This is a genomic window from Citrobacter sp. CtB7.12 (genome assembly GCF_001297795.1).
GTDB classification, from domain to species: domain Bacteria; phylum Pseudomonadota; class Gammaproteobacteria; order Enterobacterales; family Enterobacteriaceae; genus Citrobacter_A; species Citrobacter_A amalonaticus.
In genome coordinates this window covers 72,674-86,940 of sequence record NZ_LIFT01000005.1, presented here as the reverse complement: position 1 = coordinate 86,940, position 14,267 = coordinate 72,674, and the positions used below count along the sequence as shown (strand labels likewise).

The window sequence follows — 14,267 nt, the reverse complement described above, 5'->3', positions numbered from 1 at the left end:
CATGGTGAGTTTAGAGAAGAATGATCGTTTAATGTTGGCGCGCCAGTTGCCGTTGAAATCGGTTGCCCTGATTCTGGCGGGCGGACGTGGCACTCGTCTGAAAGATTTAACCAACAAACGTGCAAAACCGGCCGTTCACTTTGGTGGTAAGTTTCGCATTATTGATTTTGCGTTATCCAACTGTCTTAACTCCGGGATCCGCCGTATTGGCGTCATCACGCAATATCAATCTCACACTCTGGTACAGCATATTCAGCGTGGTTGGTCGTTCTTCAGCGAGGAGATGAATGAGTTTGTCGATTTGCTGCCTGCTCAACAAAGAATGCAGGGCGAAAACTGGTATCGCGGCACGGCGGATGCGGTGACGCAGAACCTGGATATCATCCGTCGCTATAAGGCGGAATATGTGGTGATCCTGGCGGGTGACCATATCTATAAGCAAGATTACTCCCGCATGCTGATCGACCACGTCGAGAAAGGCGCGCGCTGCACCGTCGCCTGTATGCCGGTGCCGATCGAAGAGGCCAGCGCGTTCGGCGTAATGGCGGTCGATGAAAACGATAAGATTATTGAGTTCGTGGAAAAACCGGCGAACCCACCCGCCATGCCAGGCGATGCCACGAAATCGCTCGCCAGCATGGGGATCTACATTTTTGATGCTGATTACCTTTATGAGTTGCTGGAAAAGGATGACAGCGACGAAGGTTCAAGCCATGACTTCGGCAAAGATATTATTCCGACAGTCACCAAAGCTGGCATGGCTTATGCACATCCTTTCCCGTTGTCCTGCGTTCAGTCGGATCCTGAGTCCGAGCCGTACTGGCGTGACGTCGGAACGCTGGAAGCCTACTGGAAAGCAAACCTCGATCTGGCATCCGTGACCCCGGAACTGGATATGTACGATCAGAACTGGCCGATTCGCACCCACATGGAATCGCTACCGCCGGCGAAATTTGTGCAGGACCGCTCGGGAAGCCACGGCATGACGCTGAACTCACTGGTTTCGGGCGGCTGTATTATTTCCGGTTCCGTCGTAGTGCAGTCCGTTCTGTTCCCGCGCGTGCGGGTGAATTCATTCTGTAATATTGATTCGGCAGTGTTGTTACCTGAAGTCTGGGTTGGCCGCTCATGTCGCTTGCGCCGCTGCATTATCGATCGCGCCTGCGTTATCCCTGAAGGCATGGTGATTGGCGAAAATGCGGAAGAAGATGCCCGTCGCTTCTACCGCTCCGAGGAAGGCATTGTGCTGGTGACGCGCGAAATGCTGCGCAAACTGCAGGTCAAACAGGAGTGAGAATGCAGGTTTTACATGTATGTTCGGAGATGTTTCCCCTGTTGAAAACAGGTGGTCTGGCAGATGTGATTGGCGCGTTGCCGGCGGCGCAAATCGCGGATGGTGTTGATGCCCGCGTTTTGCTGCCCGCGTTTCCCGACATTCGTCGGGGCATCACGGATGCGCAAGTAGTCAGCCGTCGCGACACATTCGCGGGCAGGATTAGTCTGCTGTTTGGTCATTACAACGGTGTGGGGATTTACCTGATTGATGCCCCGCATCTTTACGATCGTCCGGGGAGTCCGTATCACGATACGAACCTGTTTGCCTACACCGATAACGTACTGCGTTTTGCGCTGCTGGGATGGGTAGGATGTGAAATGGCCTGTGGGCTTGATCCATTCTGGCGCCCGGACGTGGTGCATGCGCACGACTGGCATGCTGGCCTGGCGCCTGCGTATCTGGCCGCGCGCGGACGTCCGGCGAAATCGGTGTTTACCGTGCACAACCTGGCGTATCAGGGCATGTTTTATGCACAGCATATGAATGACATCCAACTGCCATGGTCGTTCTTTAACATGCATGGGCTGGAGTTTAACGGTCAGATTTCATTCCTGAAGGCCGGTCTGTACTACGCCGACCACATCACGGCGGTCAGCCCGACCTATGCGCGGGAGATCACCGAGCCGCAGTTTGCCTACGGTATGGAAGGGTTGCTGCAACAGCGCCATCGTGAAGGGCGGCTTTCTGGCGTTCTGAACGGGGTGGATGAGAAAATCTGGAGTCCAGAGACGGATCTCTTGCTGGCGTCGCGCTATACGCGGGATTCGCTGGAAGAGAAGGCGGAAAACAAACGCCAGTTGCAGATAGCAATGGGACTCAAGGTCAATGACAAGGTTCCGCTGTTTGCCGTCGTCAGTCGCCTGACCAGCCAGAAGGGGCTGGACCTGGTGCTGGAGGCGTTGCCGGGCCTGCTGGAGCAGGGCGGACAACTCGCACTGCTGGGGGCGGGCGATCCGGTGTTGCAGGAAGGTTTCCTTGCCGCCGCTGCCGAATATCCCGGTCAGGTCGGTGTGCAGATTGGCTATCACGAAGCGTTTTCGCACCGCATCATGGGCGGCGCGGACGTCATTCTGGTACCGAGCCGCTTTGAACCGTGCGGCTTAACGCAACTCTACGGGCTGAAGTACGGTACGTTGCCGCTGGTACGGCGTACCGGTGGACTGGCAGATACGGTGTCCGACAGCTCGCTGGAAAATCTTGCCGATGGCATCGCCAGCGGGTTTGTGTTTGAGGACAGCAACGCCTGGTCCCTGCTACGGGCTATCCGGCGCGCTTTCGTGCTGTGGTCTCGACCTTCGCTCTGGCGGTTTGTGCAACGGCAAGCGATGGCGATGGATTTTAGCTGGCAAGTCGCGGCGAAGTCATACCGCGAGCTTTACTATCGCTTGAAATAGATATTCAGGAATCATCATTATGAATGCTCCATTTACCTATGCATCGCCGACGCTGAGCGTAGAAGCGCTTAAGCACTCTATCGCTTACAAGCTGATGTTCACGATTGGTAAAGACCCGGTTATTGCCAATAAGCATGAATGGCTGAACGCGACGCTGTTTGCGGTGCGCGATCGTCTTGTGGAGCGCTGGCTGCGTTCTAACCGAGCCCAACTGTCCCAGGAAACCCGCCAGGTTTATTACCTGTCGATGGAGTTCCTGATTGGACGTACCCTTTCCAATGCGCTGTTATCGTTGGGGATTTATGACGATGTCCAGGGCGCGCTGGAAGCGATGGGATTAGATCTTGAAGAACTCATCGATGAAGAAAACGACCCGGGTCTCGGTAACGGCGGTCTCGGGCGGCTGGCTGCCTGTTTCCTGGATTCGCTGGCAACCTTAGGGCTGCCGGGGCGTGGCTATGGTATCCGCTACGACTACGGGATGTTCAAGCAGAACATCGTCGATGGGCGACAGAAAGAGTCTCCTGATTACTGGCTGGAATATGGTAACCCGTGGGAATTCAAACGCCATAACACGCGGTACAAAGTTCGCTTTGGCGGACGTATTCAGCAGGAAGGCAAGAAAACACGCTGGCTTGAAACCGAAGAGATCCTCGCGGTCGCCTACGACCAGATTATCCCCGGTTATGACACTGACGCCACCAACACGCTGCGTCTGTGGAATGCGCAGGCCAGTAGCGAAATTAACCTCGGTAAATTCAACCAGGGCGATTACTTCGCCGCCGTGGAAGATAAAAACCACTCCGAGAACGTGTCGCGCGTGCTGTATCCGGATGACTCCACCTATTCCGGACGCGAACTGCGTCTGCGTCAGGAGTATTTCCTGGTCTCGGCAACGGTGCAGGATATCCTGAGCCGTCACTATCAGTTGCACAAAACCTACGACAACCTCGCGGATAAGATTGCCATTCACCTGAATGACACGCACCCGGTGCTGTCGATCCCGGAGCTGATGCGTCTGCTGATTGACGAACATCAGTTCACCTGGGACGACGCGTTTGAAGTGTGCTGCCAGGTTTTTTCCTACACCAACCACACGCTGATGAGCGAAGCACTGGAAACCTGGCCGGTGGATATGCTGGGCAAAATCCTGCCGCGCCATCTGCAGATCATCTTTGAAATTAACGACTACTTCCTGAAAACGTTGCAGGAGCAGTATCCGAACGATACCGGTCTGCTGGGACGCGCGTCGATCATTGACGAGTCCAATGGTCGCCGCGTACGTATGGCGTGGCTGGCGGTGGTGGTGAGTCATAAGGTGAATGGTGTTTCCGAGTTGCACTCTAACCTGATGGTGCAGTCGCTGTTCGCGGATTTTGCGACCATTTTCCCGACCCGTTTCTGCAACGTGACGAATGGAGTGACGCCGCGCCGCTGGTTGGCGTTGGCAAACCCGTCGCTTTCCGGCGTTCTGGACGAGAACATTGGCCGTACATGGCGTACCGATCTGAGCCAACTGCATGAACTTGAACAGCACTGCGATTTCCCGCTGGTCAATCATGCGGTGCGTCAGGCGAAGCTGGAAAACAAAAAGCGGCTGGCAAACTATATCGCGCAGCAACTCAACGTGGTGGTGAATCCGAAATCGCTGTTTGATGTCCAGATCAAGCGCATTCATGAGTACAAGCGTCAGTTAATGAATGTGCTGCACGTGATTACGCGCTACAACCGAATCAAGGCTAATCCTGATGCGCAGTGGGTGCCGCGGGTGAATATTTTTGCCGGTAAGGCCGCATCGGCCTATTACATGGCGAAGCACATCATTCACCTGATTAATGACGTCGCGAAAGTCATCAATAACGATCCGCAGATTGGCGATAAGCTGAAAGTGGTGTTTATCCCCAACTACAGCGTGAGCCTGGCACAGCTGATCATTCCGGCGGCAGATCTGTCTGAGCAGATTTCGCTGGCGGGGACCGAAGCCTCCGGCACCAGCAACATGAAGTTCGCACTCAACGGCGCGTTGACTATTGGTACGCTGGACGGGGCGAACGTGGAGATGCTGGAACACGTTGGCGAAGAGAACATCTTTATCTTTGGTAACACGGCAGAAGAGGTCGAAGAACTGCGCAGGCAGGGCTATAAACCGCGTGAATATTACGATAAAGATGAGGAACTGCATCAGGTGCTGACCCAAATCGGCAGCGGCATGTTCAGCCCGGAAGAGCCTGGGCGTTATCGTGATCTGGTGGATTCGCTGATCAACTTCGGCGATCACTATCAGGTACTGGCGGACTACCGCAGCTATGTCGATTGTCAGGACAAGGTGGACGACCTGTACGGACGTCCGGAAGAGTGGACCGCCAAAGCGATGCTCAATATCGCCAACATGGGCTACTTCTCCTCTGACAGGACCATCCAGGAGTATGCTGACCACATCTGGCATATTGATCCGGTACGGTTGTAAGTCGTCATGTTAAAAAAGGAGCCTTCGGGCTCCTTTTTTGTGCGCGGTGATTGCGCATTGATATGGAATAATAACCGTCTGCTGGTGTATAGTGTCCGAGGAATTAATTATAATTAATTGATAAGTATATGAAAAAAATCACAACATCGATTCCTGCCCTCGACAAAATTATGCGCGTCTTCGCTTATCTGATGGAATGCGATGGCGCGACGTTCACGCAAATTCATCAAAATTCAGGAATCGCAAAAAGCAGTACCTCTTCTTTACTGACGGGCATGGTTGCGCATGGCTTATTGCGTCAGGAAAAAGACAAATATTATCTTGGGTTACGGCTCTACGAATTAGGGAATAAAGCCGCTGAACAGTACGATATTAAAAAAATCGCGCTGCCCGTACTGGAAGAAATTCGTAATGCGACGGGTTTAACCTGTCATCTTGGCGTACTTGAAGGCGACTCTCCTATTTATCTTCTCAAGCTGGAAAGCCCACAGGCAATTGTGATCCGTAGTTGGGAGGGCAAGCGCCTTTCGCTGCACAGTTCTGGTCTGGGGAAAGTGCTGATTGCCTGGCTTAATTCGGAAGAGCTGGATGAGTTGCTGCCGCCCGATCAGGTTCTGACGCGCTATACCGAAACGACGATTACCGATGTGGATATCCTCAAGCAGGAATTAGCCGGGATCCGTCAGCGCGGTTGGGGCTATGATAACGAAGAAGATTCTTTAGGCGTCCGTTGTATCGCGGTGCCCATATTTAATGCCGAAGGGAAGGTGGTGGCGGCCTTGAGTGTGTCAGGCGTCGCGTTCCAGATCCCGGATGATAAACGAGAAACGCTTGCCATGCAGATGATGGATGCCAGTCGTCGCCTGTCGTCGATGTTGCGCTAGTCTTTTCGCTGCTAAATGAAAAGGCGGGCGCTAAGCCCGCTGATGAGAGTTACAACCCGGCGCGCTGTAGAACCTTTTTCAGGCTGGTGATATGTGCCTCATTTGCCGGTTGCACTGGCGGCATGACCTCAACCGAGATATCAATGCCACTGAGTTGAATGGCTTTTTTGATAATCCCGAAGAAAGGCGTATCCAGACTGTAAATAGTTGATAACGCAGACAGTCGACGTTGCAGGCGAAACAAGGTCTCATATTCTTTTTCGCGCCAGGCACGATAAATTCCACAGGTTAACTGCGGAGCAAAGTTAGCAGTTGCAGGGATCCCGCCATTTCCTCCCAGGATCAACGTGTCCATCATATATTCATCGTAACCAGAGAAAATAACAAAATCAGGGCGAGCCGGTCGTACGGTATTGATAATTTCGCGAATATGGCTAATGTTATCCACGGTATCTTTAATGCCAATGATATTGGGAATGTCATGTGCCAGCCGGGTAATTAAATCAATGCTGAGATCCTGGCCGGTAAGCGCCGGAAAGTTATAGAGGATAACCGGCGTGTTGATACTTTCGGCGACAGTTTTGAAATGGTGATAAATATACTCATCGGTCAGTCGTGCATAATAAGGATTGAGGACCAGTACGGCATCGACTTCCAGACTGTCAGCATGCCGACCGTAATCAATGACGTCTTGCGTGCTGGTACTGCTGATCCCTAACAACACCGGAATTCGATGATTGATATGTTGAACGCAAAACTCAGCGGCTTCCAGACGCTGCTCTTTTGTCATATGGCAGAACTCACCGCCGCTGCCAAGTAATAATACGCCATTAACCTCGTTCGCAATAAGATGGTCAAGTAAGGTCGCCATCCCTTTCTTATCTAATTTCCCCTGGGCATTAACAATGGTCGGAACAGGCGGAAAGACACCGTTGAATTTTTCAGTTTGCATAATGATTTTATCCTTAAAAGCAGGTGGGCTGGCGATAATGCCGCCCACCAGGGACGTTATTTAATCCAGGCTCCCGCCATTAATGAGGTTGCGTTGGTCGTAAATTGCTTAAAGACGCCGCGTCGATTTGAATAATCCGGTTTTGTCCAGTTTGTCCGACGGCGTTCAAGACAGTGCTGAATTTCTTCTTCTGTTTTGTACTCACCGTGAATACCCACAATGTTGAGCTTGCGCCCCTTGACGTCCATTTCGATGAGGTCGCCGTCTTCGACAAGCGCAATGGGACCGCCATCGGCGGCTTCCGGTGAAACATGGCCGACGCAAGGGCCGCTGGTTGCGCCGGAGAAACGACCATCGGTAATCAGGGCGACTTTGCCATCAAGACGTTTGTCGTAAACAATCGCGTCTGTGGTCATGAGCATCTCCGGTGCTCCCGAACCTTTAGCCCCTTCATAACGGATAAAAATGACATCACCCGGTTCGATGTGGTTATGAATAATGGCTTGCTGGGCATCCTCTTCCGAATTGAAAACGCGCGCAGGGCCGGTATGGTGGTGCATCTCTGGCGCGCAGGCGGCATATTTAATGACTGCGCCTTCTGGTGCGATATTGCCTTTTAACACGGCAATCGACCCTTTCTTGGTGGCGTTTTCCGGCTTACGAATCACCTCTTCCGGGCTGACCCGATAATTACTCAAATAACCGTGGTTGCGGGTAAAGAAACCGGACTGATGGAGCATTTCCAGGTTTTCCCCCAGCGTCCGGCCAGTCACCGTCAGGACATCCAGATCCAGATAGTCGCGAAGATACCATTGCACCATCGGCACGCCGCCCGCGAACCACATCATTTCAGTCACATACTGACCGCTGGGTTGAATGTTGGTGAGGTAAGGGATCTCATTGTTTATCTGGTCAAACAACTCAGGTTTCAGTTCCCAACCCAGTTCATGGGCGATCGCCGGGAGATGGATCATGGCGTTGGTGCTGCCACCGATGGCGGCATGGACCTTAATGGCGTTTTCAAAGGCGGCAGGCGTGAGAATTTTCTGCGTCGTGATATTTTTCTCTGCCAGGTATAACGCCTGATGACCGGCGTTTCGCGCGATGCGGCGAATTTCCGCCAGTGTCGAGGGCAGCAATGCGCTTCCCGGTAAGGCAAGACCGAGCGCTTCAGACATGCACTGCATCGTGCTGGCGGTGCCCATAAACTGGCACGCGCCTGCTGTCGGGCAACCGCACTGCTGCATGGCTTCCACCTGCTGGATGCCTATCTCGCCTTTCTTGAGTTTGGCGGTAATACCACCGAGATCGGACGTGCTCATATTCGGTGCCGGACGCATTGAGCCGCCGGGGATATGCAGCATCGGAAGATTCAGGCGCGCAGCGGCGATCAGATGCGCCGGGATCGATTTATCACAACTGGAGATCAAGATACCGGCATCGTATGGTACGACGGAAGCATGAATTTCGACCATGTTCGCGATAGCCTCACGGGAGGCTAAGATATAGTTCATCCCGTCATGACCCTGACCCCAGCCATCACAAATATCGGTCACGTGGTGACGAACGGCACGACCGCCGCTTTCGTGAATGCCTAAGACGGCTTCATCGCCCAGATGATTAAGATGAAAGCTACCGGGATGACTTTCGCCATAGCAATCATCCACCAGAACCTGCAGTTTATTGACATCTTCTTTGGTGTAATTCATCCCCAGACGCAGGGCGTCCAGTTGTGACCACAGGTCACGGGCGTGTTGGCATTTCTGACTCATTTGGCGATTCCTTCTTGTTTGAGCGACGTCTCAGGCGCCGATGCATGATGAGGGTTGCTACTGCCTGCAGGACGGGCAGTAACCGAAGGTAAACTGAACAGCAGCGCGACGGCGATGAGGAGTGCGGCAACCAGCACCGTCATCCCTGCGGTTTGTGAGAATGTGACGGTTAACAGGCCCACCAGATAAGGACCAATAAAACCGCCAATGTTGCCTAATGCGTTGATGGTGCCGCGTACGCCGCCCAGCACGTTGGGAGAGAAGAGTAATGGCGGTAATGTCCAGAACGGTCCCGCATAGGCCTGCAGGAAGAAGCCGCAGATGACCATCATGCCGTACGCCAGCCAGATGTTATCTTTCAACAGCAGGGAGAGTGCGAGACAGGCGGCAAAGCCCAGCAACGGAATTGCCGTATAGAGGCGGCGATTCATGGTTTTGTCGCACCATTTGGCAATGTAGTACTGACCGACGATGCACAAAATGTACGGTGCCGCAGTCAGTAAGCCGACGATAGTCATTCCGCTGCCGGTCAGGTGTTTAATCAGGTTTGGCATCCAGAGGGCGAAGCCGTAGAAACCAACCTGCACGAAGAAATAGATACCGATCAGTTTCCATAAGTTAATGCTGCTCAGAACATTGCGAATGCTGCTTGTCTCACCGGCGATCGTCAGTGCGCGATCGGCCTGCAGTTTCTGTTCGATCCAGGCGCGCTCTTTAGGATCCAGCCATTTGGCCTGATGAGGATGGTCAGAAACCAAAGGCAGCCAGACGAACAGCAGGCCGAGAGAAAGTAAGCCTTCGATGATGAACATTTCTCGCCAGCCATAGGTTTCGATCAGCCAGCCGGAAAGCGGCCCGGTGATGATTGAGGCCACGGCAAGGTTCATCTGGAAATAGGCAATCGCTCTTGCGCGTTCTTCATTAGGGAACCAGTGACCGATCAGCGCCAGAATAGCGGGATAGACCGCACCCTCAGCGACGCCAAGGACAAAGCGGATAATCAGTAATTGGGTTGGAGTCTGGACGAAGCCTGTCAGCAGCGCGAACCCGCCCCATGCGACGATGGTCCAGGCGATTAATTTCTTGGCACTGTATCGTTCCGCAATTTGACCGCCGGGAATTTGCAAAAAGATATAACCAATAAAGAAAATACCGGCGACCAGACCGGCAAACGAGGCGGTCATCCCCAGGTCTTCGTCCATTCCTCCCGCAATCCCAATTGCGATGTTCGTCCTGTCCATGTAAGCCACGATATAAACGAGGATGGTGGCTGGAATGATGTGCAGCCAGCGCCCTCGCGTAGTTGGTTTATCGAGTTCAATGCTCATTAGCGCATCCCTTAATAGTAGAGGTAGTTTGTTCTGTATAGAGAACTATTGTTCTGTATGCAGATACTATGAGGGGATAAATTTTGAGCGTCAATTCCATATTCTCAGCAAGGTTATATTTTGTGATTTGCTTCATATCCTGCTGCAACACTCACCGGAAAGTGTTCTGGCACGAAAAAAAAGAGGGTTGAAAACAAAGGGGAATGGCTGACAGGCTGATTCTGGTTACCGATTTTCGCCGGATAAAGAACGCACACGCGAACAGGCAACGTATTCCATACGGGGAATGGCGGTGTTTTTTGAGGATTTCAGGGGCGGGGAAGTAAGTGTTTCGTTACCGCAGTGCGCGTTGTGTTGTAGAGGGAAACATAAAAACGCCCGATAGCGTGTCGCTATCGGGCGTGAGGAGATTACGATGCCAGTGAAAGCTGATGTTTCGCGACGTACTCTGCCAGCCACTGGGTCATGCGAGACTGCTGTTCGGCGTTGAGCCACATCCCTTCTTTGGTACGACGCCACAGCGCATCGTCTGCACGGCGAACCCATTCGTGGTCTACCAGATATTTCAGCTCTGCTTCGTAGAACTCATGGCCGAAATCTTCGCCTAAATCCGCGACAGAGGTGGCTTCGCCGAGGATCCACTCTGTGTTGCTTCCGTAGGTGCGTGAGTAATGGCGCGCCAGCGATTCGGTCAGGAACGGATAACGACGGCGCAGTCTCGCCGCGTAGTCTTCGCGATCGCCACCGATTTCACCGCCTGGCAGCACGCAGTCTTTGGTCCATGCCGGGCCAATGCCCTGATAGTACGACGACAGTTTCTCCATCGCGTGCTCGGCGAGCTTACGGTAGGTGGTCAGTTTACCGCCGAAGACAGAAAGCAGCGGCGCTTTGCCATTTTCGTCATGAATATCCAGCGTGTAATCACGGGTGATGGCCTGCGGTGAATCGGATTCGTCGTCGCACAGCGGACGCACGCCGGAATAGGTCCAGACGATATCGTCACGACCAAGCTGTTTCTTAAAGTGCGCGTTGTACACTTTCAGCAGGTAATTGATTTCGCTTTCGTCGATTTTTACCGCTTTTGGATCGCCTTTGTACTCGACGTCGGTGGTGCCGATGATGGAGAACTCATCCATCCACGGAATAACAAACACAATGCGTTTATCTTCGTTTTGCAGAATGTAGGCTTGTTTCTGGGTATGGACGCGCGGCACCACGATGTGGCTACCTTTGATCAGGCGAATACCGTATGGCGAAGGCAGATGCATACCTTCGTCGAAAAATTCTTTCACCCACGGACCCGTGGCGTTGACCAGCCCACGCGCCTGCCAGGTGAATGTCTTACCGGTATCGATATCTTCGGCTTCGACGATCCACAGACCGTTTTCGCGACGCGCAGAGGTTGCACGAGTGCGGGTTAACACTTCCCCACCTTTTCGCACCACCATCTGGGCATTGGCCAGCACCAGACGCGCATCGTCGACCCAGCAGTCGGAATATTCGAAACCGCGCACAATTTCCGGTTTCAGTACCGACTCTGCGCCAAAACGCAAACCGGCAGAACCCGGTAAGCTGGTGCGTTTACCTAAATGATCGTACATAAACAGACCAATACGAATCATCCATGCCGGACGCAGGTGAGGGCGATGCGGCAGGCGAAAGCGCATTGGGAAGGCAATATGCGGGGCCATTTTCAGCAGCACTTCGCGTTCAGCCAGCGCTTCGCTCACCAGCCGGAATTCGTAGTGTTCCAGGTAGCGCAAGCCACCGTGGATGAGTTTAGAACTGGCAGAGGAGGTTGCGCACGCAAGATCTTGCGCTTCCAGCATCAGCACGGATAAACCGCGTCCAGCGGCATCTGCCGCGATACCGGCACCGTTGATGCCTCCCCCTATCACAATCAGATCTTTGGTTTCCATGCTGCCCTCGTGCGCTTTCGTTATGGCTCATAAATGTTCGTTATCGAGCATAATAGCAAAGAAACGCTCCATTGGTAACATCGAATAAACAATTTACAGTGATACATATAACATTATGGCGTTTCACTCCCATGGGGACGTACACTAACGGATAAAATGCCGAAAACGTTTCACCTGCACGATAAAGAAGAGAATGTATGGATCAGTTTGAATGTATTAATGTTGAAGAAGCGCACCAGAAGCTGCATCAGGGCGCGGCGGTACTGGTGGATATCCGCGATCCACAAAGTTATGCGATGGGGCATGCTCCCCAGGCATTTCACCTGACGAACGACACGCTGGGCTCGTTTATGCGCGATCACGATTTCGATACGGCGGTTTTGGTCATGTGCTACCACGGCAACAGCAGTAAAGGCGCGGCGCAATATTTGCTTCAGCAAGGCTATGACGCGGTCTACAGCGTAGATGGCGGTTTTGACGCCTGGCATCGCCATTTCCCTGCCGAAGTGGCATACGGTTCGTCTTCATAGCCAACAAAGATGCAGCTTGAAATTAGAAGGGTATATATACTGTCCTCTTTTGTATGGATTAAGCGACAGCAACCATGTTGATGATTACCTCTTTTGCTAACCCCCGCGTGGCACAGGCCTTTGTTGATTACATGGCGACGCAGGGTGTTATCCTGACCATTCAACAACATCATCAAAGCGATGTCTGGCTGGCGGATGAAACGCAGGCCGAACGTGTGCATGCTGAGCTGGCGCGTTTTATGGAGAACCCTGGCGATCCGCGCTATCTCGCGGCCAGCTGGCAGTCCGGTCATACTGGTAGTGGGCTGCGTTATCGCCGCTTCCCGTTTATTGCCACACTGCGTGAGCGTGCCGGCCCGGTCACCTGGCTGATTATGGCGGCCTGCATTCTGGTATTTATCGTCATGAATATCGTTGGCGATCAAACCGTGATGGTGTGGCTGGCCTGGCCGTTTGACCCATCATTACAGTTTGACGTCTGGCGCTACTTCACTCACGCCTTCATGCACTTTTCGCTGATGCATATCCTCTTCAACCTGCTGTGGTGGTGGTATCTTGGCGGTGCGGTTGAAAAACGTTTAGGCAGCGGCAAACTGATAGTGATTACGGTCATCAGCGCCCTACTGAGCGGATATGTGCAGCATAAGTTTAGCGGCCCGTGGTTCGGCGGGCTTTCCGGCGTCGTTTATGCGCTGATGGGTTACGTCTGGCTGCGTGGCGAGCGCGATCCGCAAAGCGGAATCTACCTGCAGCGCGGGCTGATTATTTTCGCGCTGATTTGGATCGTCGCCGGATGGTTTGATTTGTTTGGGATGTCGATGGCCAATGGCGCACATATCGCCGGGCTGGCAGTTGGGTTGGCAATGGCGTTCGCGGATACGTTAAATGCGCGAAAACGAACATAGTTCCAGGGAATAACAATGAAACAAACACAACGACATGATGCAATCATTGAGCTGGTAAAAAAACAGGGATACGTCAGTACTGAAGAGCTGGTGGAGCATTTCTCCGTTAGCCCACAAACGATTCGCCGGGATCTCAATGACCTGGCCGAACAAAACATGATTCTGCGTCATCACGGTGGCGCGGCGCTACCGTCCAGTTCCGTCAACACACCGTGGCACGATCGTAAAGCCACGCAGACGGCGGAAAAAGAGCGTATTGCGCGTAAAGTTGCCTCGCAGATCCCTAACGGTTCAACGCTGTTTATTGATATCGGGACCACGCCCGAGGCCGTGGCGTACGCGCTACTCGACCACAGCAATTTACGTATTGTGACCAACAACCTCAACGTGGCGAACACGCTGATGGTAAAAGAGGATTTTCGCATTATTCTCGCGGGTGGTGAACTTCGCAGCCGGGACGGCGGTATTATTGGCGAAGCGACGCTCGACTTTATTTCTCAGTTCCGCCTGGACTTCGGCATTCTGGGGATCAGCGGCATCGACAGTGACGGCTCGCTGCTGGAATTCGACTATCACGAGGTGCGTACCAAGCGCGCAATTATTGAGAATTCCCGCCACGTCATACTGGTGACGGATCATTCGAAGTTTGGCCGTAATGCGATGGTGAATATGGGCAGTATCAGTCTGGTGGATGCGGTATATACCGATGCTCTGCCCCCAGCAGGGGTAATGAAGGTGATCACCGATAACCATATTCAACTGGAACTGTGCTAACGCGTT

General features: G+C 53.0%; 11 protein-coding genes. 7 read left to right on the top strand and 4 right to left on the bottom strand.

Annotated features, from left to right (window positions below; translation table 11 throughout):
* Position 1 precedes the first annotated feature (1 nt).
* The 4 genes from glgC to AOY24_RS08535 all read left to right on the top strand — a co-directional run bounded on the left by glgC (position 2) and on the right by AOY24_RS08535 (position 6,081).
* Entirely contained in the window at positions 2-1,294 is a 1,293-nt protein-coding gene (gene glgC, locus AOY24_RS08550) for a glucose-1-phosphate adenylyltransferase (RefSeq protein WP_042998455.1), read from the top strand.
* 2 nt (positions 1,295-1,296) lie between these two features.
* Positions 1,297-2,730 carry a glycogen synthase GlgA gene (gene glgA, locus AOY24_RS08545; RefSeq protein ID WP_042322968.1) on the top strand — a complete coding sequence of 478 codons (1,434 nt, stop codon included), beginning with the start codon at positions 1,297-1,299 and terminating at the stop codon, positions 2,728-2,730.
* A 19-nt stretch (positions 2,731-2,749) separates the two neighbouring features.
* Positions 2,750-5,197 (top strand): glycogen phosphorylase, encoded by a 2,448-nt coding sequence (gene glgP, locus AOY24_RS08540; RefSeq protein WP_042998454.1) that lies wholly within the window; start codon positions 2,750-2,752, stop codon positions 5,195-5,197.
* Between the two features lie 128 nt (positions 5,198-5,325).
* Entirely contained in the window at positions 5,326-6,081 is a 756-nt protein-coding gene (locus AOY24_RS08535; protein ID WP_042998453.1) for an IclR family transcriptional regulator, read from the top strand.
* Between the two features lie 49 nt (positions 6,082-6,130).
* On the opposite strand, the gene AOY24_RS08530 is transcribed toward AOY24_RS08535, so the two are convergent.
* From AOY24_RS08530 to glpD, 4 genes are all read right to left on the bottom strand, one after another.
* Positions 6,131-7,036, bottom strand: coding sequence for a dihydrodipicolinate synthase family protein (locus AOY24_RS08530; RefSeq protein WP_054176523.1), 906 nt, complete (start codon positions 7,034-7,036; stop codon positions 6,131-6,133).
* 53 nt (positions 7,037-7,089) lie between these two features.
* On the bottom strand, positions 7,090-8,805 hold the full coding sequence (ilvD, locus tag AOY24_RS08525) for a dihydroxy-acid dehydratase (protein WP_044263849.1): 1,716 nt from the start codon (positions 8,803-8,805) through the stop codon (positions 7,090-7,092).
* The gene (locus AOY24_RS08520) at positions 8,802-10,133 is read right to left on the bottom strand and encodes an MFS transporter (protein ID WP_044253536.1); all 1,332 of its coding nucleotides are present in this window, start codon (positions 10,131-10,133) and stop codon (positions 8,802-8,804) included. The genes ilvD and AOY24_RS08520 overlap by 4 nt, the downstream gene beginning before the upstream one ends.
* A 410-nt stretch (positions 10,134-10,543) precedes the next feature.
* Positions 10,544-12,052, bottom strand: a complete 1,509-nt coding sequence (gene glpD, locus AOY24_RS08515; protein ID WP_044253534.1) for a glycerol-3-phosphate dehydrogenase — start codon at positions 12,050-12,052, stop codon at positions 10,544-10,546.
* A 197-nt stretch (positions 12,053-12,249) separates the two neighbouring features.
* On the opposite strand from glpD, the gene glpE reads away from it, so the two are divergent.
* From glpE to AOY24_RS08500, 3 genes are all read left to right on the top strand, one after another.
* Positions 12,250-12,582 (top strand): thiosulfate sulfurtransferase GlpE, encoded by a 333-nt coding sequence (glpE, locus tag AOY24_RS08510; RefSeq protein ID WP_042998449.1) that lies wholly within the window; start codon positions 12,250-12,252, stop codon positions 12,580-12,582.
* 74 nt (positions 12,583-12,656) lie between these two features.
* Complete coding sequence (glpG, locus tag AOY24_RS08505) at positions 12,657-13,487, top strand: rhomboid family intramembrane serine protease GlpG (protein ID WP_042998448.1); 831 nt, start codon at positions 12,657-12,659, stop codon at positions 13,485-13,487.
* A gap of 15 nt (positions 13,488-13,502) precedes the next feature.
* A complete protein-coding gene (locus AOY24_RS08500) occupies positions 13,503-14,261 on the top strand; it encodes a DeoR/GlpR family transcriptional regulator (protein ID WP_042998447.1) in 759 nt (252 codons plus the stop codon).
* Positions 14,262-14,267 lie beyond the last annotated feature (6 nt).

Coding starts and splice junctions, on each gene's coding strand:
- glgC (WP_042998455.1), top strand. CDS start 2: ATGGTGAGTTTAGAGAAGAATGATCGTTTAATGTTGGCGCGCCAGTTG.
- glgA (WP_042322968.1), top strand. CDS start 1,297: ATGCAGGTTTTACATGTATGTTCGGAGATGTTTCCCCTGTTGAAAACA.
- glgP (WP_042998454.1), top strand. CDS start 2,750: ATGAATGCTCCATTTACCTATGCATCGCCGACGCTGAGCGTAGAAGCG.
- AOY24_RS08535 (WP_042998453.1), top strand. CDS start 5,326: ATGAAAAAAATCACAACATCGATTCCTGCCCTCGACAAAATTATGCGC.
- ilvD (WP_044263849.1), bottom strand. CDS start 8,805: ATGAGTCAGAAATGCCAACACGCCCGTGACCTGTGGTCACAACTGGAC.
- AOY24_RS08520 (WP_044253536.1), bottom strand. CDS start 10,133: ATGAGCATTGAACTCGATAAACCAACTACGCGAGGGCGCTGGCTGCAC.
- glpD (WP_044253534.1), bottom strand. CDS start 12,052: ATGGAAACCAAAGATCTGATTGTGATAGGGGGAGGCATCAACGGTGCC.
- glpE (WP_042998449.1), top strand. CDS start 12,250: ATGGATCAGTTTGAATGTATTAATGTTGAAGAAGCGCACCAGAAGCTG.
- glpG (WP_042998448.1), top strand. CDS start 12,657: ATGTTGATGATTACCTCTTTTGCTAACCCCCGCGTGGCACAGGCCTTT.
- AOY24_RS08500 (WP_042998447.1), top strand. CDS start 13,503: ATGAAACAAACACAACGACATGATGCAATCATTGAGCTGGTAAAAAAA.